This is a genomic window from Candidatus Kryptonium thompsonii, from assembly GCF_001535985.1.
Classification (GTDB): Bacteria; Bacteroidota; Ignavibacteria; order Kryptoniales; family Kryptoniaceae; genus Kryptonium; species Kryptonium thompsonii.
Map to the genome: position 1 here is coordinate 1 of NZ_CZVS01000012.1, position 24,580 is coordinate 24,580.

General features: G+C 38.2%; 23 protein-coding genes and 1 tRNA gene. 11 read left to right on the plus strand and 13 right to left on the minus strand.

The window, feature by feature from the left end:
* Positions 1–37: 37 nt before the first annotated feature.
* The 5 genes from AWW78_RS10980 (at position 38) to AWW78_RS02295 (ending at position 4,929) form a co-directional block, all read left to right on the plus strand.
* Positions 38–97 carry a hypothetical protein gene (locus AWW78_RS10980; RefSeq protein WP_420022045.1) on the plus strand — a complete coding sequence of 20 codons (60 nt, stop codon included), beginning with the start codon at positions 38–40 and terminating at the stop codon, positions 95–97.
* On the plus strand, positions 72–551 hold the full coding sequence (gene ruvX, locus AWW78_RS02280) for a Holliday junction resolvase RuvX (protein ID WP_082349107.1): 480 nt from the start codon (positions 72–74) through the stop codon (positions 549–551). The genes AWW78_RS10980 and ruvX overlap by 26 nt, the downstream gene beginning before the upstream one ends.
* The gene (gene mtgA / locus AWW78_RS02285; protein WP_047134017.1) at positions 541–1,263 is read left to right on the plus strand and encodes a monofunctional biosynthetic peptidoglycan transglycosylase; all 723 of its coding nucleotides are present in this window, start codon (positions 541–543) and stop codon (positions 1,261–1,263) included. The genes ruvX and mtgA overlap by 11 nt, the downstream gene beginning before the upstream one ends.
* Positions 1,241–1,876, plus strand: a complete 636-nt coding sequence (locus AWW78_RS02290; protein ID WP_047134018.1) for an AlbA family DNA-binding domain-containing protein — start codon at positions 1,241–1,243, stop codon at positions 1,874–1,876. Before mtgA ends, AWW78_RS02290 begins: the two co-directional genes overlap by 23 nt.
* A gap of 134 nt (positions 1,877–2,010) precedes the next feature.
* Positions 2,011–4,929: a methyl-accepting chemotaxis protein gene (locus AWW78_RS02295; RefSeq protein ID WP_047134019.1), complete on the plus strand. Its 2,919-nt coding sequence runs from the start codon at positions 2,011–2,013 to the stop codon at positions 4,927–4,929.
* A gap of 235 nt (positions 4,930–5,164) precedes the next feature.
* Here AWW78_RS02295 and AWW78_RS02300 read toward each other — a convergent pair whose 3' ends face one another.
* On the minus strand, positions 5,165–5,716 hold the full coding sequence (locus tag AWW78_RS02300) for an RNA methyltransferase (protein WP_047134020.1): 552 nt from the start codon (positions 5,714–5,716) through the stop codon (positions 5,165–5,167).
* 83 nt (positions 5,717–5,799) lie between these two features.
* On the opposite strand from AWW78_RS02300, the gene AWW78_RS02305 reads away from it, so the two are divergent.
* Positions 5,800–6,027: a hypothetical protein gene (locus tag AWW78_RS02305; protein ID WP_075427149.1), complete on the plus strand. Its 228-nt coding sequence runs from the start codon at positions 5,800–5,802 to the stop codon at positions 6,025–6,027.
* Here the strand turns inward: AWW78_RS02305 and AWW78_RS02310 are convergent.
* From AWW78_RS02310 to AWW78_RS02340, 7 genes are read right to left on the minus strand one after another with little or no spacing between them, the layout of a single operon-like run.
* Positions 6,024–6,527: a thioredoxin family protein gene (locus tag AWW78_RS02310; protein ID WP_082349109.1), complete on the minus strand. Its 504-nt coding sequence runs from the start codon at positions 6,525–6,527 to the stop codon at positions 6,024–6,026. The genes AWW78_RS02305 and AWW78_RS02310 overlap by 4 nt on opposite strands.
* Before the next feature lie 27 nt (positions 6,528–6,554).
* A complete protein-coding gene (locus AWW78_RS02315) occupies positions 6,555–7,766 on the minus strand; it encodes a GNAT family N-acetyltransferase (protein ID WP_047134022.1) in 1,212 nt (403 codons plus the stop codon).
* A complete protein-coding gene (locus tag AWW78_RS02320) occupies positions 7,732–8,799 on the minus strand; it encodes a glycosyltransferase family 9 protein (RefSeq protein WP_047134023.1) in 1,068 nt (355 codons plus the stop codon). The genes AWW78_RS02315 and AWW78_RS02320 overlap by 35 nt, the downstream gene beginning before the upstream one ends.
* Complete coding sequence (locus tag AWW78_RS02325) at positions 8,796–9,578, minus strand: DUF72 domain-containing protein (protein ID WP_047134024.1); 783 nt, start codon at positions 9,576–9,578, stop codon at positions 8,796–8,798. Before AWW78_RS02325 ends, AWW78_RS02320 begins: the two co-directional genes overlap by 4 nt.
* A gap of 14 nt (positions 9,579–9,592) precedes the next feature.
* Positions 9,593–10,939, minus strand: a complete 1,347-nt coding sequence (locus AWW78_RS02330; protein ID WP_075426051.1) for a thiamine pyrophosphate-dependent enzyme — start codon at positions 10,937–10,939, stop codon at positions 9,593–9,595.
* A gap of 21 nt (positions 10,940–10,960) precedes the next feature.
* Positions 10,961–11,377 (minus strand): hypothetical protein, encoded by a 417-nt coding sequence (locus tag AWW78_RS02335; protein ID WP_047134025.1) that lies wholly within the window; start codon positions 11,375–11,377, stop codon positions 10,961–10,963.
* A gap of 4 nt (positions 11,378–11,381) precedes the next feature.
* Positions 11,382–12,527: a 2-oxoacid:acceptor oxidoreductase subunit alpha gene (locus AWW78_RS02340; protein ID WP_047134026.1), complete on the minus strand. Its 1,146-nt coding sequence runs from the start codon at positions 12,525–12,527 to the stop codon at positions 11,382–11,384.
* A 214-nt stretch (positions 12,528–12,741) separates the two neighbouring features.
* Here AWW78_RS02340 and AWW78_RS02345 point away from each other — a divergent pair, with 214 nt between their 5' ends.
* A complete protein-coding gene (locus AWW78_RS02345; protein ID WP_047134027.1) occupies positions 12,742–13,500 on the plus strand; it encodes a DUF3881 family protein in 759 nt (252 codons plus the stop codon).
* A 28-nt stretch (positions 13,501–13,528) separates the two neighbouring features.
* On the opposite strand, the gene AWW78_RS02350 is transcribed toward AWW78_RS02345, so the two are convergent.
* The 5 genes from AWW78_RS02350 to AWW78_RS02370 are packed head-to-tail and all read right to left on the minus strand — an operon-like array spanning position 13,529 to position 18,068.
* Entirely contained in the window at positions 13,529–15,520 is a 1,992-nt protein-coding gene (locus tag AWW78_RS02350) for a (Fe-S)-binding protein (RefSeq protein WP_047134028.1), read from the minus strand.
* A 9-nt stretch (positions 15,521–15,529) separates the two neighbouring features.
* A complete protein-coding gene (locus AWW78_RS02355) occupies positions 15,530–15,979 on the minus strand; it encodes a universal stress protein (protein WP_047134029.1) in 450 nt (149 codons plus the stop codon).
* Between the two features lie 15 nt (positions 15,980–15,994).
* Positions 15,995–16,546: a TlpA family protein disulfide reductase gene (locus AWW78_RS02360; RefSeq protein ID WP_075426052.1), complete on the minus strand. Its 552-nt coding sequence runs from the start codon at positions 16,544–16,546 to the stop codon at positions 15,995–15,997.
* A gap of 4 nt (positions 16,547–16,550) precedes the next feature.
* On the minus strand, positions 16,551–17,381 hold the full coding sequence (locus AWW78_RS02365) for an anti-sigma factor family protein (RefSeq protein ID WP_047134030.1): 831 nt from the start codon (positions 17,379–17,381) through the stop codon (positions 16,551–16,553).
* Positions 17,382–17,402: 21 nt separating this feature from the next.
* A complete protein-coding gene (locus AWW78_RS02370; RefSeq protein ID WP_047134031.1) occupies positions 17,403–18,068 on the minus strand; it encodes a sigma-70 family RNA polymerase sigma factor in 666 nt (221 codons plus the stop codon).
* Positions 18,069–18,249: 181 nt separating this feature from the next.
* Between AWW78_RS02370 and AWW78_RS02375 the strand changes: the two genes are divergently transcribed.
* The 4 genes from AWW78_RS02375 (at position 18,250) to AWW78_RS02390 (ending at position 24,484) form a co-directional block, all read left to right on the plus strand.
* Positions 18,250–19,821 (plus strand): M20/M25/M40 family metallo-hydrolase, encoded by a 1,572-nt coding sequence (locus tag AWW78_RS02375; protein WP_047134032.1) that lies wholly within the window; start codon positions 18,250–18,252, stop codon positions 19,819–19,821.
* Positions 19,822–19,888: 67 nt separating this feature from the next.
* Positions 19,889–23,164 carry a sensor histidine kinase gene (locus AWW78_RS02380; protein WP_047134033.1) on the plus strand — a complete coding sequence of 1,092 codons (3,276 nt, stop codon included), beginning with the start codon at positions 19,889–19,891 and terminating at the stop codon, positions 23,162–23,164.
* On the plus strand, positions 23,164–24,342 hold the full coding sequence (locus tag AWW78_RS02385) for a glycosyltransferase family 9 protein (RefSeq protein ID WP_047134034.1): 1,179 nt from the start codon (positions 23,164–23,166) through the stop codon (positions 24,340–24,342). The genes AWW78_RS02380 and AWW78_RS02385 overlap by 1 nt, the downstream gene beginning before the upstream one ends.
* 67 nt (positions 24,343–24,409) lie before the next feature.
* Positions 24,410–24,484, plus strand: a tRNA-Pro gene (locus AWW78_RS02390).
* Positions 24,485–24,580 lie beyond the last annotated feature (96 nt).

Here is a 24,580-nt window from a genome sequence, read left to right on the forward strand (position 1 = left end):
AGTTGAGGTTAAAGATCTCGAGCATTTAAATGTTCTGATTGACAAATTAAGGAGAATTGAAGGCGTTTACAGTGTCTCAAGATATCAAGAGAAATAATTCTGTTGGCGGGAGAATAATGGGGATTGACTTTGGAAGTAAACGAATTGGCATTTCAATCAGCGATCCGACTTTAACAATTGCACAGGGTTTGTTTGTTCTTGAGAATAATTCAGGAATTTTCGATGAGATAAAAAAAGTGTGTGCACAATATGATGTTAATCTAATTGTTGTTGGCTTGCCATTAAGTTTAAGTGGGAACTATTCCAGTAAGACAGCCGAAGTTTTAAAATTTATTGATGAACTTAAATCAAGATTGGGAATTAAGGTTGTTAAATGGGATGAGAGGCTTACGACCAAAATTGCGCAGAAATCCAAGATTGATATGAATTTGAAGAGAAAGAAAAGGCAAAATAAAAATTTAGATGACATAATTTCTTCAACATTAATTTTGCAAAGTTACCTTGATTTCTTGAAAAACAAAGAGAAGGTGATTGAGCAGGATGAAGTTTAAGGTCGTTGTTGTTTTTGCGCTTTTGATTTTTATCGGTTATTTGACTTATAAATTTATCGAGATCGATAGAGAAATTGAAAACCTCAAATATAGGAATCCAAAATTAACTGCTGTTATGAAGCAACGTATGAGTGAAGCAAAGGGCAAACCTTATCGCATAAACCAGATTTGGGTGCCACTTTCAAAAGTTTCACCATATTTGATAGAAGCGGTCATCGTTTCCGAAGATGCGAGTTTCTTTGGTCATCAAGGAATTGATTGGTACGAAGTGAAAGAATCGTTTAAGAAAAACTTTCAACGGGGGAGGGTTGTAAGGGGTGCAAGCACGATAACAATGCAAGTGGCGAAAAATTTGTTTCTTTCTACCTCGCGAAATCCTCTGAGGAAATTAGCAGAAGTTGCAATTGCCCTGAGGATGGAGCAAAAACTTTCAAAAAGAAGAATTCTTGAAATCTATTTAAACATAATTGAGCTTGGCGATGGGATTTTCGGGGTTGAAGCTGCTTCAAGGAAATATTTTGGGAAGTCAGCATCTGAATTGACAATGGAAGAATCCGCGCAACTTGCCTCTATTATTCCGAGCCCGCTGAAGCATACTCCAAATTCAAATCATAAGTTTGTCACGCAGAGAACGAGATTGATTTTAAATAGAATGATAGCGAGAGCAAAAATAAAGGAGGGTGCATCAAATGACTCCCGAACAATTGAGTAGCATCCTATTTGAAGGCGAGGGTTTAACCGTTGAGTTTAAAAGAAAAGTTTCCTCGCCAGAAAAAATAGCGAGGGCGATGATTGCCTTTGCGAACACTTATGGTGGGGTTTTAATTTTTGGGATTGATGACGATGGCAGCGTCGTTGGGGTTGATAGTGAAAAAGAGGAAATTGACTTGGTTTTCACGGCAGCTAAACAATATTGCTATCCGCAAATAGAACCGAAGATCGAGATTCTTGAATTTGAGGGCAAGGATGTGATCGTTGTAACCATTGAACAAAGCAAAACAAAACCACATTATCTCGTCAGTTCTAACGGTGACGCTGGAAAGGTTTTCATACGGCTTGGTTCGCAAAATGTTATCGCAAGTGATGAGATGGTAAAACTTTTAGAGTCTGAACAGAACGACCAACCCGTTAGGATATCAATTGGTGAAAATGAAAGGCGCCTTTTAAATTATCTTAATAATTTTGGTAAAATCACGGTGAAGGAGTTTAGCAATCTTGTTAAGATAAGTGAAAGTGAGGCAGCTGATATTCTTGTTAATTTCGTGAGGGCGGGGGTTCTTGAAATTCACATCACGGAGGATGGGGATTATTTTACGCTTGCGTGAGATGTTTGAGGTGTCCTACATTCCATCAGCGTGACCTTCCATTTTTAGGGAATTTTTAATCTCTTCGTTTTTGCTAAAGAAATTAAAATTGTTTCCGAAAATAAAGTGTAGAAAAACAAAATAGGACTTGAAGGTTGATATTTATCGTTAAAATAACGGGAAAATTTTTTAACCCTGTGAAGGCACTGATGCGCCGTATGGATTTCAAGCGACGCATTTTATTTATTGGTGGTGTGTTCATTTTGCCCATTTTGGTCACTATCTACCAACTGAATATTCGATGGCAGGCGGACATCGCTTTCACCCGGCAGGAACTTAAAGGCACCGAGTGTCTCAGCCCCTTTTTGACTCTCATCCAGCACGTCCAACAGCATCGCGGTTTAGCTCAGGGGTTTCTGTCAGGTGATGCGTCTTTTGGGACGACGATGCAGCAAAAGCAATTGGAAATAGCCGATGACTTAAGAGCCATTGACACTGTGATGGCAAAATACGGCGACGAATTCAAACTTAAGGATAAATGGGACGCTATCAAGCAAGAATGGCAAACACTGCAAAGCCAAGTGGAACGGCTGTCCCGCACTGAGAGTTTTCAGCGGCACACTGAGTTGATCAAAAGAATTCTTAGCCTGCGCCAAGATATTGCTGATGCGTCCAGTCTGAGCCTTGACCCCGAAATAGACACCTACTACTTGATGTTGGCAGTCGTCCAACACCTCCCCGATGTCGCTGAGCAAATGGGACAAGCAAGAGCAGAAGGCACTGGGGCGCTGGCGGACAGAAAGTTGAACACCGAAGAGCGGATGAAATTGACCATTTTTTATGAGTTAGCGTCACAGCAAAAGTGGCGCGCCTTGGCGGGCTTGGAGCGGGCAATGAATTATAACGCGCAATTGAAAAACCGTATTGAGCAGGCGGTGCACATGGCGCAGGAAAAAATCGATGCTTTCTTGAACCTGCTTAACGAACGAATTTTGCAATCGACTCAACTCAACCTGTCGCCACAAGAGTATTTCACTGCGGCGACGACCGCCATTGATGCTTCGTTTGACTTGACCAAAACCCTTTCAGTGGAACTGAACAGCTTGCTGAATGACCGCATTCAAAAACTTGCCCATAAATGGATAGTGCTAATAGTGGTTGTCATTGTTCTTGTTGCATTAGCGTTTGTATTGTTTATTGGCTTTTACACCGCCACAACTGAAGGAATACAGCAAGCCATCAGCAATGCACATAAGTTAAGCGACGAAGTATTTCCCGAACTAGCTGCGGCACTTCAACACTTGGCGCAGGGCGATTTGTCCCATCGCGTTAGTGTTGCTATTGAGCGGGTTGTGTTAAGTAAATTAGATAAAATTGATAACACGGAAGAAGGGCAACTGTTGCGGGCAGCAGCACAACTTGCCGACAGTGCACAAATAATAGTAGATTCTTACAACACTTCATTGAACCAGTTAGCTCAACTGATCACTGAGGTCTCTCAAGTTATTGGTCGTCTCAGCGAAGTTAGTGCGCAAATGGTGACGGCTACACAACAAGTTAGTGATGCTATTACTCAAATCAGTAGCGCCACCCACCAAAGTGCACAAGGTGCAACTGAACAAGCAACGGCAATTGCTCACATTCGGACAGCATTTGAGCAATTGAACAAAGCAGTTGAAAGCATAGCAAGTGGTGCATATGAACAAGCTGAACTTGTGAACAAACTTTCTAATGCTTCGAACAGGATCAAACAAACCTTATCCTCATTTACTCAGGTAGTTTCAACAGGGGTTTCCGCTGCTTTTGAAGCACAGCAGGTAGCATCCTCTAACTCACAAAGGCTAAAACAAATGCTCTCTGCTATGGAAGCGATAAGAAACGCTGTTGAAATCGCAAGACAACAAGTTGAGGGAATGAACCGATCGATGGCGGACATCGGAGAAATCGTCAACACAATAGCTGACATTGCGGATCAAACGAACCTTTTGGCATTAAACGCAGCTATAGAAGCAGCAAGAGCAGGGGAACAAGGGAGAGGGTTCTCCGTCGTTGCTGACGAAGTTCGCAAGTTAGCCGAGAGGTCGGCACAAGCGACGAAAGAAATTGCAAATTTGATAGCCAATATTCGAGAAGGAGCAAAAGAGAGTGTAAATGCAATGGAAGTTACATACAAACAAGTTACGGAAAGCGCTGCAGCAGTTGGAGAAGCAAAACAAGCATTAGAAAACATAATTGAGGCGGTCAGGAAGGTTCAGGAACAAAGTGGTAAGCTAGAGGAAGCAAAGGAAGAAATTTCACAAGCGTTAGAGCAAGTTTTTGGAGTGGTTCAGAGTTTGTCGGCGATAGCGGAGCGAAATGCTTCTGCTACTGAGGAGTTGGCGACGAGCACTGCAGATATGAATGAGCAAATTCGCAGCGTTGCTTTGGTAAGTGAGCAAACATCTGCTGCTATGGAGGAAATCTCTGCCTCTACAGAAGAGGTCAGTGCACAAGTGAGCCAACTCGTGGAAAACATTGAAACGATTTTAGCTGACGGACAGAGAATAATGGCATTAATTTCTCAATTTAAACTTGGTGTCTCTGGAAAGACAAGAACATTGCCCAAAGTTGTTTGGGATAAAACCGTTGAGGTCGGTGAAGCCACAATTGATAACCAGCACCGTTTACTTTACGATGCTATTAACAGGTTAGGTGAAGCCATTTCAAAACGGGATGAAGTGGGTTTGATTGACACCGCGACATTTCTTGAGCGATATGTGCAAGAGCATTTTAGGTATGAAGAGGGTTGCTTTGAACGTTGGGAATGTCCACTGGCAGCACAAAATAAAGATGCTCATGAAAAGTTTGTCAAAGCCTTTTTGTTGATCAAAGAGCGAATGAATAGCGGCGAGTTATGGAACGCAGCGCTGGACTTGCACAAACTCTGTGCCGACTGGTTACCCAACCACATCCGACGAATTGATCGGAAATGTGGTGAACATGCCTTAAAGCTGAACAGACAAACGACGCAGTTGGTTGGCAACCTTTTAAACAGTAACACCTTTGGAGCACAAATTAGATGCCGAGACTGGTGAATTTGTTGCTAACAACTAAAAGCGACGGATACTTAGCATCGCTGAGATGTTAATGGGTCTAGTATGGAAAAAGCGCTCAGTATTGGCTATGAAAGGATCTCCGATTTTATGTTAGGAAAATCGTTGGGAGAACAAAGAGTAGCGTGGGTGAAGTTGGCTAAGGCGAAGCATTTGATATTCTTGTTAATTTCATGAGAGCGGGGGTTCTTGAAATTCATATCACGGAGGATGGGGATTATTTTACACTTGCATGAGATGTTCTATAAATTTTTACCAGTTCATAAACTGCTATACCGTATGCCACTGCTACATTTAGTGAATGTTTTATTCCAAATTGTGGTATCTCAATGGCTAAATCACACATCGAAAGAACCTCATCAGAAATTCCCGTGATTTCATTACCTATGACAAGGCAAAGTGGAAAATCTTCAGGCTTTATTTCGTAGTAGGGTATGCTATCGTCAGTTATTTCAAGGGCGATGATTTTCACATTTTTCTCTTTCAGTTCTTTTATGATGTCAACTGGATTTTTGTGATATTCCCAAGGAACGCTTTCAATTGCACCAAGAGCTGTCTTTTCAATATCTTTTCTTGGTGGATGCGGAGTATAACCCGTAAGGTAAAGTTTTTTTATAAGTGCAGCATCACTTGTCCTAAAAATTGAACCAACATTATAGACGCTTCTTATATTATCAAGCAAAACATAAATTGGGTGTCGCTCGATTGTTTTCAATTCTTCAATTGTATGTCTTTTTCTCTCAATTTCAATCGGCGTGAGCTTTCGCATTTCGGGAATTTTAACTTTTGCAGTTTTTGTTAAAGTAATTAAAATTGATTTCCGAAAAAAGGAGTAGAAAACAAAAATAAATCTTGGAAATGATATTTATCGCTGAAACAAAGGATAACAGATTGGTAATTTTCGGCAACGAAGGGAAGAAATACTTTTACATAGAATTCACCGAAAATATCGAAAATCCAAAGATAGAAAAATTTAACCTTGAGCAAAAAGCTTTGCTTGAGCTCCTCGAAAAGAACCTTGACCGCTATTGTCAGAAGGGATTGAATATCGTCTTTGAAAAAATGTTCGAATCAGATTAGTTTTTGGGTAGTCCACCTGTTTTTTCAAGATATTCATCGAAATTCATTTTAAGGTAGTAATCATCGCCGATGAAAGTTAAAATCTTCATAAAAACATCAGCGGGGAAATATCCAGGCACCGCGGTTATAGGTTGCATATCCTCACGAATGAAAATTGTTGTCGGGAAACCCTCAACGCCAAATATGTAAGCGAGTTCCATTTCGCTATATTCCTTCCCTTCAAATGTGTGTTTGGCTTCTGATTCAGCGTTCAACTTAATAAGCACAAATTTTGAAGAAAGATAATTTATCACTTTTGAATCAGTGTAAACTTCTTCATCCATTTTTTTGCACCATTCACACCAGTCTGTGTAAACATCTATCAAAACTTTTTTGTTCTCAGCCCTTGCAAGTTTTAGTCCTTCTGAGAACGAGTGCCATTTTAATTCTTTCTTATCTTGAATGTTGAGGGTGAGACCCATGAAAATGAACGCGATAAGTAAAATTGTGAGTATTCTCATTTTTTTCACCTTTGATTTTTTAATCTTTCAGAATATATCAAATTGAAACATAAAAGGCAAGGAATCGGTGAAAAGGCTATCAAGAAATTTTAAATCTTTATCCCTGCCTTGAATTTTCCCAGTTTGATAAAGCGAGGTTGACTTCACAAATCCAGAAATAATCTGGGTGAAGGTTCCTATGTCTGTTTTGACATCAGCGCTATTGTTGGTTTTTTGAGCACTCACATTAAGATCTTCAACAGTGATTTTGAACTTTAGGTTATTTTCGGGTATGAGTGGATCGTTGATTTCTATTACGACTTCACCATCGGGTGCGTTTGCAGTGGTGAAGAGTTTCATCGCTTCTTCAAGGTTGACAAGCCTTGCCATAAAGCCAGAGCAGATAGATGCATAAGATTTAAATTCAAAAAAGGGTCTTTTAAAGTCTTTTTCCCGTGGTTCAATGATCACATCGAACAAAGGTTCATCTGGAGGAGCAAGATATCTTATTCTGGAAACTTGTTCTGAAAGCGAGGCAAAAAATCCCCAAAGTCCGCGATATGCTTCTGGCGTAAGTGAAATGAATTCCTTTATATCTATCTCAACTTGTGCTTTTTCACCTTTCTTCATCTCGAACGATACATATCCTTTAATTTCACCATCGTCATAAACATACGGATTTGGGAAATTTGGAAAGATTACCCGTGTCCAGAAAGCATCATTTCGCCATAATGCAAAGTTTACTGTTTTAATTTTTTCCGCATAAACTTTTTTAATCTTCTCTCGTTCTGAGTTCTTCATCTTTCTCACATTGAATCGCTCATCAAATAGTTGAATATTTGATGGTTCAATTTCATAAAACATAGCTGAGCCGATATACTCCCACCCATATTTTCTATAAAATCTGTGCTGGAATGGGTAGAGAAGTGAAAATGGATATTTTGCTTCAAACATTCTTTTTAGAGCATCTCTAAGCATCATATCCGCAACCCCGCGCTTTCTGTATTCAGGCAAAACCGCAACTGCGGAGATTCCACCCGCATCAACTATTTTGCCCTTGAAGGAAACTTTCAATGGGATTATCTTTGTGCAAGCAATTATCTCTTCATTGTTTTCGACAACTATTATATCCTTGTATGAATATCTTGGATTGTCTATTATATTTTCTCTTAACCCGTGGAAATCGGAAATTAAAAAAGAAGTCGAGATGATGTAAGCTATATCGTCAATGTCGATTGACTTCGCTTGGCGAATTTTCATCTTTGCGGTTTGTTCGATGAGTTTTCAAAATTTTTAATGTTGCCTTTAAAACATCATCGATTTCAATTCCACCATCAAATGTGCAAATGTGGGGATCACCAGGACAACTTTTTTTACAATAATCTTCAGGCGGTAAAATTATCTCGTGTTTATTTCCGAGTGGACCCCACAATTGTGGAGAGCAAGCAGGAAGCGGACAAAACATTGACACGGTCGGAATCTTTAAAGCAGAAGCAATGTGCATCGCGCCTGTGCTTGAAGAAATTAAAACATCAAATCGAGATATGTAAAGAATTAACTCGCGAAGGGGAGGATTGCGAATTAAGTTGACCTTGTTATGATTTAAGCTCTTGAATTTATCCTCGGGTTCATTATGCAGATTAATGTAAATTTTTGCCTCGGGAATTTCATCAAGAATTTTTTTCACGAGTTCAATGTATTTTTCAATCTTCCAATTTGGAGCGGATTTTCCGCTAAATGGGTTAATTCCTATGACAATTTCATCTCCATTTTTCGGCACAAGTTTTTTTGATTGTTCAATTTCTTCGTGGGTTAGATAGATTTCAGGTTCAATGTTGCTGCTTTTTACGCCGATCTTTCTGCCCAAGTCAAGTGAGTAATCAGCTTCGTGTCTTAAGGGGATATAGTTGTTTCTGCTAACATATTTCATGAAAGTTAAAACACTGTAAAGTCTAATTCCAACATTTACCCTTGTTTTTATTCCTGCGAAGAATGTCATCCATGCATGTCTTTGGGTCGGCAAGAGATGAAGAGCAATGTTAAATTTATATTTTCTTAGTTTAAAAACTTGCTTCCAAAATCCTCGCCATCCCTTATGTTCACCTTCGAAGTCATCTATAATTATCTCATCAATGTTTGGATTGTTAAGTAAAATATCTTTTGTGTGTGGACGGACCATAACCGCGATGAATGAATCTGGGAAACTTTTTCTCAGCTCTCTCAACAACGGAGTTGCAAGTACTACATCCCCAACTCTATCTGGTCTAATTACAAGTATCCTTTTTTGTTTCATTTTATGCCTTCTTCTTCGAGAATTTTTTGAAGCATTTGGGCATTTTTAGGAGCGCTTCCACGATGGCAATTATTGAAGAAAATATAAAGCGTCTCAACTTTTTCGTTAAGTTCTTTAATTCTCGGGATCCATTCACGAAGTTCACTTTCACTGTAGAGATAATCATATCTTTCGCCGACACCGCCTTCCCACCAGTTTTCTGCATTACGGCCATGGAATCTTATATACCCAATTTTTTTGCTTGTTGCTATACTTTGTGGCGGGATTAAACCTTTCAACTTCGGTTCATCAACGCAAACATAAGGTATATCGTTTTCCGATAAAAACTCATATGCAGAGTTATTTACCCAGCTTATATGCCTGAACTCAACTATTAACGGTATTCCATCAGCGAACCTTTTTGTTTCGAGAATATATTTTCTGTTTTCTGGTGTATCTTTGAATGAGTAAGGGAATTGGGCAAGAAATCCTTTTAATTTTTCTGTTTTGAGCAATGGTTCCGTTGCTTTGAGAAGAGATTCCATTGCTTCGCGATTTCCTTCCCTTTCATGAGTTGTTTGCTTGTGGACTTTAACGATAAAATGGAAGTCAGGTGGGGTTTTCCTATCAAGATGATAAAAAACATTTGGACTTGGGATTCTATAATATGTTGAGTTAATCTCAACGGCTTTGAAAAATTTTTTGTAATGGTCAAGCATTTTGCCATCTTCAATATTTTCAGGATAAAAGTTCCCGCGCCAATCTTGAAAACTATATCCTGAAGTCCCAATCAAAATCATCGTAGGAGAATTTTTTATTTTACATAGGTACCCTCTTCAACAAGTCTAACACCAGCATCAATTGCTTTCAAATTTACCTCGGCTATAGCTTTTTTCTGTGTTAACATTACAGCTTTTTTAAGAGCCTCTATCGGGAATAAATTCGTTCGTGCAAGAAAAGTTGCAAGCGAGAGAATAGTTATTGAAAATCTGTCGATTGTGTTAGCTGTTTTCCTAAATGGGAAAATTTCAATTTTTGCTCTCGTTTCAGGCAAAAGTGAAACAAGGTTATCATCGATCATGATCGTTGATGTTTCGTTCATGTTTTGAATTATCCTCTTGACCTTTGCAAGCCCTTCAGGGGCGATGATTATCAAATAATCTGGACTTTCTATGCCCGTGTAGTTTATCTCTTTTTTGTCAAGTATTATTTCTGAAACTGAGTGTCCAGTCATAATTGTGATGGGGTAATCATCTTTTTGGGTGGCGTATAAGCCTGACAAAATCGCGGATGAACCGAAAACGGTTGCGCTCGATTTAACCTTCTGCCCAGCAGCGCCAGCGATGATTATTCCTGTTTTTTGTGTGAGATTGTTTTCAAATTCGGTCTCGAGCGAAACTTGTTTTGTTTGTTTTGATGGTTGATTTAAATATACCTCGCGATACGATTCTATAAATTCCTTTCTCTCAACTTTGTGAACTATGCCTGTTTTGAAGCCATAAGTCTCAAGAAGTTTCATCATTTTATCTTTGTTGAGTTCATTTCGGGGGACATAATAAGCGGTGCAATATTCCCAGACATCAACAACGGAGAAACCTTTAAACGCTATCGCTTCTGCGATTATGTCTGCAAGGTTTCTATCGAAAATTGTCGTTCTCGCAGCGAATCCACCATTTACAGCTTGAACGAGAGAGCAAGCATCAAGCGGATATTCAATATTTCCAAGATAAGTTGTCGCAGTTTTTCCACCAAATGGTGTTGTGACCGAATGTTCTCCGCCCGTCATTCCAAAATTGAAGTTGTTAAAAATTATAACTGTGATGTCGATGTTTCTTCTTGCAGCATTTATAAAATGGGTTCCGCCAATTCCAAGTCCACCATCTCCCATTAAGACGATAACTGTAAGTTCTGGATTTGCCATTTTTAAACCGCACGCATAAGTAATTGAGCGACCGTGTAATCCATGAAAAGCGTTAACATTAAAATATTGATCTGACAACCCGACGCAACCGATATCAGTTACAAGAACAGTTTTTCTTGGGTCAAGGTTTAATTTTGCCATTGCTTTATCGAGTTGAGGTAAAATTTGTGAATGCCCACACCCCGGGCAGAAGGGAAGTTCTACTTCTTTCATATATACAGCATTTTTTACTATTGCCATTTTGCGAACAAGTTTTATTTTTTATTTTATCGCAAAGCTTAAAATTGCCCACATAGCGGTTATAATTAAAGTTGTAAAGGCAATGAATAATCCAATCATCCACTTTATTAAACTTACTCTTAGGTTGTCCATCTTTTCATAAAGTTCAGTTCTCACAGATTCAATCTTTCCATAAAGCTCAGTTTTTGCAGATTCAATTGCTCTATAAAGTTCAGTTTTCGTGGACTCAATCTTTTCATGAAGTTCAGTTTTCGTTGATCCTATATTTTTGTGAATTTCAGCTTTATCGGACTCGTTTTTTTCATATAAGTTGCTCAACCTCTTGTCAATATATTCAAGCTTTCTATCAATTTCGTCAAATTTTTTGCCGATGATTTCATAGACGAACAATTCAAGTTTTGTGATTCGTTGTTCTAAATTTTCTAAGGAAGTCGCCATATATTTAACCCTCGTTATTTTTTAAGATCTCATCCAAAATTTTTCTTGGATTGATAAGTCTCGTATCCATTTGGTTTATCCGCACGATTTTGACCTTGGATTTATCAACGATTCTTTCAATCTCAAGCACATATTGACCGTTGTTCATCTCTGGGAAAATTATTGTTTTAATCCCTTCAATTGCTTTTTTGATTTCACTTTCTGGAACTGGCCAAAGAAGGTTTATGATCAGATGTGAAACTTTCAAGCCCTGTGACCGTGCCAGTTCAACTGCTTCAATCGCACCTCTTGCGGTTATACCATAAGAGATGACAAGAGTTTCAGCATCATCCTGTTTGTCAAACCTTACAATATGTGGGAAATATTTTTTTATTTTTTCTTCGCTAATTTTCTTATCAAGGTGTTCCATCATTATTTGAATTTTTTCAGGCATGGTTAATAAGTTTCCGTATTCATCATGCGTTGATGTTGTGTATCTTACGATATGTTTTCCGCCAAAGGGTGAAAAAAGTGGCACATCATCAATATTTTCAAAGTAATATGGTTTGTATTCACTCGCGTTTTCAGGTAGATACTTTCTATCAATTATCTCTGGTTTTTCAACTTTTGACCAGTCGATTCGTTGTCTTGTCATGGAGAGCTCTTTGCTTGAGACGAGAAAAACGGGGGTTCGGAAAATTTCTGCGAGATTGAAGGCATAAATTGTGAATGTATAACATTCTTCGACAGTCGTTGGAGATATCGCAATGATTGGGTAGCCTCCCGATGTGCTCCATCTTATAAATTGTATATCTCCTTGTCCATCTTTTGTAGCTGAACCAGTTGCTGGACCCTGGCGTTGCACATCTACTATGACAAGTGGCGTCTCGCCCATGATGGCAAGTCCAATATTTTCACTGTAAAGTGAAATTCCAGGTCCGCTTGTTGCCGTCATAACTTTTTTTCCAGCCATTGACGCACCTATACAAAATCCAATTGAAGCAATCTCATCTTCGGCTTGAATCGCAAATCCACCAACTTTTGGGAGCTCCTGCATCATTCCGAGTAAAATTGGTGTTGCGGGTGTAATTGGGTATCCAGCAAAAAATTTACATCCTGCGTCAATTGCCCCCTTTACGATGGCTTCATTTCCATCAAGAAACTCTATCATTTTTGATTTAAAAAATTTTTTTGTTTTTGGTTCACCTAAAAATTATGATTTTAAACTTGAAAATAAAAATGATTAGAGTGAAAGTTGCTTTTGAAAAAATTTTTGTTATATTTATCTCAAAGGAAGGCGATGCTTTTGGGTACCTTTCCGCCAGGGCATTTCCTTCCAAGCTCTTTTCTCAAAGTATATTTAAAATTTAAAATGGTTTGTCGTCATGGGCTCAATTTTTTCTTCTGTTGGGTTTAAAGTTGAAACACAAAAAGACCTTGTTGATCTCGTTGAGAGCACAATTGGTGATAAGGAGTTCAGCGATTCGTTTGGTGTCTTTCAGAAAGTTCAACTTGCTGGTTACACTTTAAATGCTGGGCATGGAATTGTTTTTAATGTAAATCTTGCCCATATGGGCGAGGGATGGGAAATCGTTGATGTCTCGCCATGTTTTTATGGTTCGAAGGAACATTCGGTTGTCTTGAAGGATTGTGAGCTCTATCAAGATGTTGAGGATGAGTGGAAGTTTTATCTTTATGGGATTGAGGAGGAGAATGGAACGCCTGTTGAAATTTACATTTCCAATTTTGTGCAGTGTGCTTCTTATCTTCCGCCGATGGGTGAAAAATATGAAGTAATCCCAGTGGGGCTTGCATATAACGGTGAGATTCTGCCACCGAGAAGATTGATTCAAACTGATATCCCAGAGGAGGGCTCAACCATGGCTAACTTTTTCGTTCAAACTGCCCAAATTCAAGCCATGGAAAATATACCTCCCGTTGTTTATGGTTTGCTTGGTGATATACTTGATGTTAAGAAGATAAAAAATGAGTGGACGGGTGAGGAAATCTACTGGCTTTATATTGATACAAGTCCGTTTAAGCTTGAAGTTCTAATAAACCCAGCGGATCTTGAAGGGGAGCCTGAAGTTGGCAAGCGCTTGTTCGCAACTGTTTGGTTGCAAGGTCAAGTTACACCAAAATAAAAAAACGGGGCTTTAAAGCCCCGTTTTTTCAAGCTTCAACTGCCTCAAGCAGTATTTCAGCAATATCTTTAACTTCAACTCTATCAATGGCATCTTCCGCTTTAACCCCATCGGTTAACATTGTCATACAGAATGGGCAAGCTGATGCGATCACATCGGGATTTAAACTTAACGCTTCTTTTGTTCTTTCAATGTTAATTCTTTCACCAATTTTTTCCTCCATAAACATCCTCGCACCGCCAGCGCCACAACAGAGACCTCTATCTCTTGACCTTTTCATTTCCTCAAGTTTAACCCCCTTAATTGAAGCAAGAATATCTCTTGGGGCATCGTAAATATCGTTGTATCTTCCAAGATAGCATGAATCGTGGTAAGTTATCTTCTTTTCGATCGGTTTCACAAGCTTTAATCTCCCTTCGATCAAAAGTCTTTCAAGAAATTCAACATGATGATAAACCTCGTAATTCCCGCCGAAGTCAGGGTATTCATTTTTCAATGTGTTGAAGCAATGTGGGCAGATGGTTATGATTTTTCTGACATTGTATTTTGAAAATGTCTTTATGTTTTCCTGAATTAACATTTGAGCAAGGTATTCGTTACCAGCTCTTCTTGCGGGATCACCTGTGCATCTTTCTTCATTTCCAAGGATTCCAAAACTAACATTGGCAAGCTTTAAAAGTTTTGCTACAGCAATTGCAACTTTTTTATATCTTGCATCGTATGAGCCAGCGCAACCAACCCAGAGCAAATATTCAACATTTGGATCTTCAGCAAGCGTTTTTATGTCAAGACCTTGTGCCCAGTCGCCACGGGTTGAATGGCTGAATGCCCACGGAGTGAAGTTATTTTCAAGATTTCTAAATGTAATTGAAAGTTCAGATGGGAACTTTGACTCCGTCAAAACGAGGTACCTTCTCATATCGACGATTGTTTGCACATGTTCAATCATCACTGGGCATTCTTGAACGCACGCCATGCAAGTGGTACAAGCCCAAAGTTCGTCTTCGGTTATGTAGTTGTAAACAAGCGTTTTCCCGTTTATCTCATCGCTTTGAGGTTTCAAGTTTAATAAAATTGGTGCCTTTTCCATCGTTCTCTTTCTTATGCTGATGATTATTTCTCTGGGTGAGAGTGGTTTACCTGTCAGATTTGCGGGGCAAGCTGATGTGCATCTCCCACATTCAGTGCAGGTATAACCATCGAAGAGCTGTTTCCATGTAAGGTCTTCAACATCAAGTGCTCCGAACCTTTCGACATTTTCAATGTTTTCAAAATTTATCGGATTTAATCTTCCCTTCGGTTTGAGTGAACTAAAATAAACATTTGGGATTGAAGTGATGATATGTAAATGTTTTGAGAACGGGAGATAGTTCAAAAATCCGAAGACGAGCAGGATATGTAACCACCAGAAAATTTCGTGAAGGTAGTTTTGTGTATCGAAGCCAAATCTATCTGTGAATTTTGCGATTTCTTTTGAAGCAAACCGCAACTCATAATGTTCTAAGTCGCCAAGGTTAATTTTGGTCGCATAGGTTCCAAACATTGTTAGCATGATTAGAAAAATAAGGATAAGTATGACAGTTGCGTCAATTTTTGAAGATTTTTCAACTTGAAGTCGTTTGGGCTTTTGAATGTATCTCCTGTAAAGAGCTATCAAAACAGATATCACCACGAGCGTTCCCATCAAATCCTGAAAGAAAGAGATGTATCTATAAGGTCGACCAATTATTGAGAGATTGAAGTTGAAAAGTCCTTCAAGAATTGCGTCAGTTATAGCGGTTAAAAGTATCACAAAGCCCCAAAAGATGAAAAAGTGCATCCATCCTGCAACAAATTCCCTGAGCAATTTTTTCTGACCGAATGCGATTGAAAGAACCCTTTTTAGTCTTTCAATTGGTTTGTCGAACCTATTTTCTGGTTTTCCGATTTTAAGGTATAGGTATAACCTTCTTGCGTTGTAGATGAATGCAGATATTGAAAGTGCGAATATGATGAGGAAGGTCAGGTTTTTAATAGGCATGTTTAAATCTCAACTTTGTTTTTCAGGTTTAACCGTTAAAACGGGACATTTTGCTTTACGGACGATTTTTTCGGCTATGCTTCCAAGGAGGGTATATTCAATTCCAGTTCTTCCGTGGGTTCCCATAACGATAAGATCAACCTTTTTCTCATCGGCAAATTTTATTATCTCTTCATCAACGAGTCCCTTTCTGATGAAAATTTGTACTTTATTTTTTGTCTTCAGATTTTCCTTTACAATTTTTTCAAGTTGTGCTTTCGCATTTTCTTCCATATTTCTCTCAACTTTTTCAATCGTAAGATCAAGGGCATGGATTGCTAAAACAGGCGGGATATTCTCAAGGACATGCAAAACATAGATTGATGCCCCGTATTTTTCAGCCAAGGATTTTGCGTATTTAAATGCTGAAATAGAAGCGGTGGATAAATCGGTGGGCAAAAGAATCCTTTTTATTTTCATTTCAAAGCCCCATTTTTATTTGAGGATTTTTTTAATGTCGTTAACAAAAACTTCTTTTGTCCTTGCGCCGATATATTTGTTTACAATTTTTCCATCCCTGTCGATTAGGTATGTCGTTGGAATCCCTACGCTACCGCCAAATGCTTCAAGAAGCTTTGCATCGGGATCATGAATGAGCACATAGTTTATCCCAACATTTTTCGAAAATTCAACCACTGGTGAAATCGACCTGTCTATTGATACACCGATTATTTCAAAACCTTGTTCTCCTAACTCATCTTTAATTTTTATAAGGTCTGGAATTTCCTTGACGCATGGACCGCACCATGTAGCCCAGAAGTTTACAAGTATAACTTTGTTCTTTAATAGTTCGTATAAATTTTTTTCATTTTCTTGAGCTTTCCAATAGAAGTTTGGGGCTTTGTCAGGGTCGTTTGAGTTTTCGATTTTTGAAAGGGTAAAAACTGTTGGCGGGGCTATGGGCTGAGTTGATGTTTGATTTTTCTCTTTTTTTGAGCATGCGGAAAGTAAAAGGAGAAAAAATAAAAGCAGTGAAAATTTTTTCATAAGCTTATTTGGTTTGTTTTAACACTTGCTCAAGCTCTTCCTTAGGCAGATTTGAGATAGCACAGCAGACGAGTTCATTTGTCCCCCAAATTACGAAAGAGTCATCCGTAATTGTATCGTATATCCATTCCCCTTTCAAAATTCTTTTCTTTATTTCATCGTGCATAGGTGCTGAGGACATCGGAGCTTGATGAATTAAAATTAGTCGTTCCCCTTTGCGGTAGATAAGATTTACACATCTTGGGTTGCCAGAGCGTAGATGTGGATCTTTAATTGATGCCCCGACGATTTCAAATTCAGGTATATTTAAAAACACAGGTGTGAAGCTCGCTTTTGACAAAATCGCATTTTTGACATACGCTGGATCGGTGGATAAAACTTCTGGTTTAGCGAATCCCTGAGCTATTGAGTCAAAGTGATTAACAAGTGCGGATACCTCTTTTCTTATCAACTCACGCTGGGTCATTTTCTTTCCATAAACTGAAACAAATAGAAAGGCAAGCGAAAGCGTCACGATGGCAATCCCAAGTGAAAAGGCAATCTCAAGCCAAGGTTTCGGAGTTGGGTTTAATTCTCTTGGGGATTCTAAAGATTGAGCGTAGCCGTTTTGGAGTATCTTCAGTTGGTTTAAAACTGAGGTGATGAGTTCATTTGGGACGGGGATTATCTTTACTTTTGCTTTAATTGTCTCTTTTGTCTTTTTTTCAAGTTCAAGTTCAGTTCTACATGTTGCACATCGCCAGATGTGTTCTTCAACTTTTTGTTTTGTTTGTGAGTCAATTTCTTCATTATCAACAAGGGCGCTTAGAAACTCCCTTGTTTGCCTGCAATCCATGGCCATCACCATGTTTTAATTTTAATCTTTTTCAGGATCATCTATATCATAATCTTTTGGCTTACCTTTTATGTATCCTTTTCTCTTCGCAAATTCAAAGAGCTCTCTTCTTAACATTTTTCTTCCTCTGTGTAATCTTGATCTCACAGTTCCAATCGGTATATCAAGGAAATCAGCTATTTCTTCATAACTTTGCCCTTCAATATCTGCGAGTATTACGACAGTTCTAAATTCGTCTGGCAACTTGCTTAGAGCTTCTATGACCTCATCTTCGAATATATTTTCAAAGATGTGTTCTTGTAAGTCTGATGTCTCGAATGATTCATCTCGAACTGTTTCGTAAAAGTTTTGAACCTCATCGTAATCAACTTTACCCGGTTCCTTTATCGCCTTGCGATATTTATTTATGTATGAATTTTTCATTATCTTAAACAACCATGCTCTTATGTTTGTTCCAGGTTCATATTGATCCCAGAATCTAAATGCTTTCATATATGTCTCCTGGATCAGATCTTTTGCGTCCTCCTCATTTCCCGTCATTCGGTAGGCAAAGTTATAGAGAAATTGCATGTGGGGTATCGCTTCCTCTTCAAATTTTTTCTGCTTTTTCAACAATTCTTCATCAGTTAGTTTTTTATCCCTCTTTTCTTGCTTAAGCAAATCTTTTATTTTATCCTTGAGTCGCATAAAACTCAAAGTTATTTTTGCTTTGTTTAATTATAACAAATTTTGTTTTCATTATCAATAGCAATACACTCACGGTCGAAATTATGTGAGACCGAAGATTTTAGAGGGCTTCGAGAGCCTCTTTTAAAACTTGAATTAAGCCCTTTAATTTTTTATCTTATTCTAAAAATCGAAAAGCCCTATGAAAAAGGTTTTTCTATTTATCATCGCAGTTTTTATAATTGGGTGTTCCTCCGGGGAGATAGGTATGGACGCGGGGTTAAGCAGAATTTCCTCGGAGAGCATATTTGAAAATATTAAATTTCTTGCATCCGACTCTTTAAAGGGGAGAAATACGCCAAGCCCTGAGCTTGATGTAGCGGGTGAGTTTATCGCCCAAAGATTTAAACAATACGGGTTAAAACCTGTAAATGGCAGTTATTTCCAAAAAGTTGAATTTGTTAAAGTTGACCTTGGAGATGAAAATCATTTAGTTTTGTCAAGAAATGGTGAAAGTATAAATTTTGAAATCGGAGTTGATTTCATTCCATATAATTTTGGTGAGGGTGAGGTTGAAGGTGAGATTGTTTTTGCGGGATATGGAATTACGGCAAAGGAGTACGGTTATGATGATTATGAGGATATAGATGTGAAAGGGAAGATTGTCGTCGTGTTGAGGGATGAACCTCAAGAGAATGATAGCGCAAGTATATTTAATGGAATTAGACCAACGAGATATTCGTTCCCAAGATATAAAGTTCAAAATGCGTTTGAGCACGGCGCAATTGGAATTATAATTTTACCAGATCCGCTAAATCACTTGATTTTGAAGCCCCGTGGCTATGCATGGCCCAAAATTTTTAAAAATCTTCCAAGAGCTTCGCTTCCAATTCAACTTGCGTATATGCAAAGGGGTCTTATACCAGCAGTCGAAGCGGGAGAAAAATTTATCAAAGAAGTTTTTGGCGGTGTTCAAGTTTTGAAGGACATTCAAAAAGCGATCGATGAAAGTTTGAAGCCGAGATCATTCAAGATTGAAAATGTGAAGATTAAGATAAAGGTAAGTTTTGTCAAGGAAAATGTTTACGCAAATAATGTCGTCGGATTTATAGAAGGAACGGATAAAAAATTAAAAGATGAAATAATTGTCGTTGGTGCGCATTATGATCATGTTGGTTATTTCTCACCTTCAACGATTGGTTCATCGGAAACGGATAGCATTTACAATGGAGCTGACGACAACGCTTCTGGGACGGTAGGAATGATGGAGGTTGCAAAAGCCTTTGGATTGAGCAAAAGCAAGCCTAAACGAAGCATTCTTTTCATCGCTTTTTGTGGGGAGGAGAAGGGACTTCTCGGATCGAGATATTATGTCGATAATCCAATTTTTCCGATTGAAAAAACAGTTGCAATGGTAAATCTTGATATGATCGGGCGAAATTCAATTGATAGTTTGATTTTGATAGGGTGGAGTTATAGCGAGGATATGAAGCGGTTGGCGGAGGAAGAGAACAAAGCGATTGGTTTTAAATTCTCCTATGATGGTGAAAAGGATTTTCCAAGAAGCGACCAAGCAAGTTTTGCGAGGAAGGGTGTGCCCGTTATATTTTTCCATTCGGGTGAGCATGAGGATTATCATAAGGTAGGCGATGAGGTGGACAAAATTAACTTTTCAAAGATTGAAAAGGTTGCTAAACTTTGCTATCGTGTAGTCTATAGACTTGCGAATTCAGAGATAAGGCCTAAGTTAAATGAAGGTAAAGTTGCAGATTAAATTTTAGTTTTTTATTTTGGATGCTAAAAAATTAACTTTGAGTTAAAAAGTGTTTTTCGGAGTCAAAATGATAAGTCAGGTCTTAAATTTCATTTTTTCCTTCTTTCCTCTCGCAACCTTAACATATCTTGCCTATAAAATCTGGGAGCGTAAAAGGGTTCCCGCTGGTTTCCCCCAATTTTTTCTTGCTTTGGTTTTAACATTTATCTCATCGTTCCAGACTTTTATCCTTGTTTTGTTCTTTGAATATCTTTATGACTACGAGGCAAGCATTGCGACAATCGTCTTTTGGGTTGGATTAATCTCTGCCATGTGGGGAATTAGTAAGATTGGGGGAGAGATATCTCGAGATTTAAGTGATGAGATAAGGAAAGTTATTAAGTTGACCGTTTTAATTTCTCTTGCTTTTGTTGTCGTTTACTATTTCCCAATTTGTTTTAAAATACAGAGAACCCTGATTTGGAAGGTAGGAGCTATTTTTTATGGTTTGAGCAGTGTTTCACTATGGGGGATGTTTACTTTGATTGCTTTAATTGCTGGCATAGTGCCGGAAATGAAAAGGAAGGCAAATGTTTTGAGAATTTTAAGCATTTATTTTCTTGTTGAACCGTTAATTTATCTCACGCTTGTGGCTTTTGAGGTTTTACCTTCGTGGCTTTTTACCGCTCGCACAGTTATGGCAACAATAAGTGCTATGCTTGCTTTATATGTTGTTTATTTTACATTGTTTTTCGTAACAAAATATTTAAATCAAGTTGCAGCTGGGGTTGAGAGAGTTTACTCAGGGAGGATAAAGCTTTCTTCTCTGAGGAAAGTAAAAGCCTTTGTTTTAACATCGATTCCGTTTATAGGTGTTCTTATGTTTTTACAGACACTTTTCATAAAAACATTTATTGAATTTGAAGTCAAAAAATATGCAAATGAAAAGGTTAAACTTTTAAGAAGCATTGGGAATAATCTTCAATTTTCGATAAGGAAGTCGTTTGAAATCCTTGAAGAACTTTCAAAGGATGAAGATGTGATTAAAATAAATATCCCGAAGCTTTATTCGAAATATGAAGTTGCTTTCTCGAGATTCCCCGATTATATAAGAAATGTAAGCAGGGTTGATGAAAAAGGGATTTTAAGGTATACATATCCCGTTGATCCGAAAGCGATAGGAAGAGATGTGAGTTATCAAGAGCATAATAAGAAGTTTTTAATTTTGAAAAAGCCAATTGTGAGCTCAGTTTTTAGGGCGGTTCAGGGCTATGATGCAGTTGTACTTGAATATCCTGTGTTTGATCAAAAGGGGAAGTTCGTTGGAGGGGTTTCATGTTTAATTGATGTTGAGAGGATGCTTAGACATTTTTCCGATATGGCGGGAGGTGGACTCGATAGTTTAATTGTTTTTAGTGTAAATACAGGTAATGTCCTTTTTTCGAAGGATTTTGAGCTTATTGGGAAGAATTTCTATGATGTTTTAAATAAGCTTGTCCGTTCGGATGTTAGGTCGATAGTTACAAGCGTGATTAATTCTTCAAGTTCAAGTGGGCTGGCACTACTGGGTCGGCATAAATGGTTAAGAAAAATAAATTACGCATTTTCATTTGTAAAGTTTGAACTACTTGAAAAAGATACAGAAGTATGGGGAATTGTAAATCTAGTTGACGAGGAAAGTTTGTTCAAAAGATTAGGCTATTATTTGCAGGTTTATTACTTTATGTTGTTTGGTTCGCTTTTAATTCTCGGTTATCTTCTTCTTATTTATTTCAATAGCTTGAAATATAGTTTTGATTTGGAGGAAGAGATTGGGAGACAAACCAAAGAAGTTTTTGAATCGGAGCGAAAGTACCGAGAGCTTGCGGATAATCCACTTGTTGGGTTAGCAATTTATGATGAAAATGGATTTATATTTGTGAATAAGGGACTGGCTCAAATTTTTGGATATGAATTGGGCGAGTTTTTGAATCTCCCTATATCTAAAATAATATATCTGGAAGATTTAAATGGTTGGGAGCAAAGAACCTTGGAAATACTTCGTGGAGATTATTTCCCGGAGCGAGCTTTGTATAGAGGGATAAAAAAAGATGGAAGCATTATTTATTTAGTGTGCTATTCAAAAAGAATTATTTACGAAGGGAAACCAGCGGTTCAAACAGTTATAATTGATATTACAAAGGAAAAAAAGCAGGAAGATGTGATAAGGCATTTACAAAGGGTTGAGTCGATAGGGACGTTTACGATGGGGATGGCACATGATTTTAACAATATTTTGCAGGTAATCATAGGTTCGGCGCAGATGATCAATCTAAAGGTGCAAAGGGGGGAATTGAAAAAGGAGGATTTAGAGAAGTATCTTGATAATATTATTTCGATTTCAAATCGTGGTTCGGAGCTTATTAAACGCTTGAAGATTTTCGCAAGGAAGGAGGTGCCAAGTGCTGAAGTTTTTGAATTTGATTCTTTGGTGTCAACAGTTGTGGAGATTTTGAAAACGCTCTTCCCGAAGTTTATTGAAATTGAAGTTAAGTTAAATTCGAAAGATGTGAAAGTTTATGGTTCTAAAACGGAGATACAGCAGGCGTTGCTCAACATCGCAGTTAATGCAAGGGATGCAATAGTAGAAAAAAGGGAGAAAAAATTACTTGACGGTGATGGAAAGATAACAATTGAAACATGTGTTAAAAGTATTTCACTTGAGGAAGCGAATATTTTCAAGGTAAATCCTGGCAGATATGTTTGTGTAAGTGTAACTGATAATGGGGTGGGCATGGATGAAGAAACTAAGGCTAAGATCTTTGAGCCGTTTTTCACGACGAAAAAACCAGATATAGGAACTGGGCTTGGGATGTCAACGGTATTTGGGATAGTAAGTTCTCATGGTGGATTTATAACAGTAGATTCAAAGCTCGGGGAAGGGACAACAGTTAGCTTTTATCTTCCTGTGTTTGAATCAAAAGAGGTTTTAAGTGAAGCAGAAGCGAAAGAAGAGAAGTCTAAAAGTGCGGTGATGGTTATTTCGACAGATGCTAATCTAAGGAGGGTGATGAAGTCATTTGCAGAGAGTGCTGGATTTGAAGTGTTGTTTTCTGATGATAAAGTTGTTGCTGTTAAAGTTTTAAGTGAAAACCTTGATAAAGTTTCTCTGATCTTCATCGATTCAAGGACCCCGAGATTAAGCTTAAAAGACACAATTGCGCAGTTGAGGATTTTAAAACCTGATGTAAAGATCTTTCTGCTTTATTCAACACCTGAAACAGCGGAAATTGAGGGAATCACGGTTATTGAGAATCCCGATGAAGATAACAGAATTATTGATATTATTAAGGGAGCGAACATTGAAAAGAAAGAAATAAGTTAATGAAAGTTTTTGACTTCGAAATACCCGAATGTAAAAACTTCACAGGTTATAAACCTTGTTATCCGTACACAAAGTGTTATGAATCTGGTTGTGTTGATCCGAAGCCATTTGGGGTTAAGATTTTGATCATAAATCTTGATGCTATGGGGAATGTTTTGCTTACCACATCTATTCTTCCAGCGATAAAGCGAAAATATCCCGAAAGTTCAATTTACTGGCTTACGCTTAAAAATACGCATTTATTGCTCGACAATAACCCATATCTTGATGAAGTTTTCGTGTGGGATCCAGAGACTTGGCTTATCCTTGAAAATATGAAGTTTGACGTTGTGATGAATGTTGACAAGTCGAGGAGGTCCGCAAGTTTGACGATGAAGTTGAATGCTGACAAGAAGCTTGGGTATGGCATGAACGAGCATGGGCAGATCATACCTTTAAATGAATCGGCAAGTTATGATTATAGATTGGGGCTTGATGATGAATTAAAGTTTAAGCGAAATGAGAAGACGAGGCAGGAAATCTTGTGCGAAATGTTTGAGCTTGAATATAAGCGAGATGAGTATGTTCTTGTTTTAACTGATGAGGAAAAGAAGTTTTCTGAGGAGTACAAAAGAAAGGTTGGCATAAAAGAGGATGAGCTTGTTGTTGGGTTTAACACTGGCTGTTCACCATTATATCCGAATAAAAAGATGACAATTGAACAGCATGTTGAATTGATAAGTCGTTTATCGAGATATGACGGTATAAAGCTTGTTTTGCTTGGCGGACCTGAAGACACGGAGAGGAATGAGGAGATATTCAATCGTTCCATCAAGATCGACGGTGTTGCAGGGAAATTAATTAACACTCCAACGACCGAAGGCATAAGGCGTGGGATATGTTATGAAAATATATGCGATGTTGTAATAACTGGTGATTCGTATGGGATGCATCTTGCGATTGCTTTAAAAAAATTTGTCATAGCTTGGTTTGGGTTGAGTTCATGGACCGAGATAGACCTTTATGATAGGGGAGTTAAGTTAATTCCAGAGGGATTGGAATGTGCACCTTGTTGGAAGAAGGTTTGCCCGTATAATCTTGAGTGCATAAAGATGATAGATCTTGATAAAATTGAGGAAATTGTGATCAAGTATAAGGAGGAGGTATTTGATAAGTTGGCAAAGAAGGGTGTGTTTTGAAAAAGTTTATTGAATTTAGTAAATTTTAAATGTAGTTTTGACTGTGAATCGTTCTTTGTAAATGTTTCGGGACGTAGCGCAGCCTGGTTAGCGCACTACCTTGGGGTGGTAGGGGTCGCGGGTTCGAATCCCGCCGTCCCGACTAAAGTTTTAAACGCACCTTGAAGCCTGTCAAATACTCATAAATCATTTTTCAAAGCACCTACAAGGTTGGGGTTAAATTTAAAATGTGAGCGTT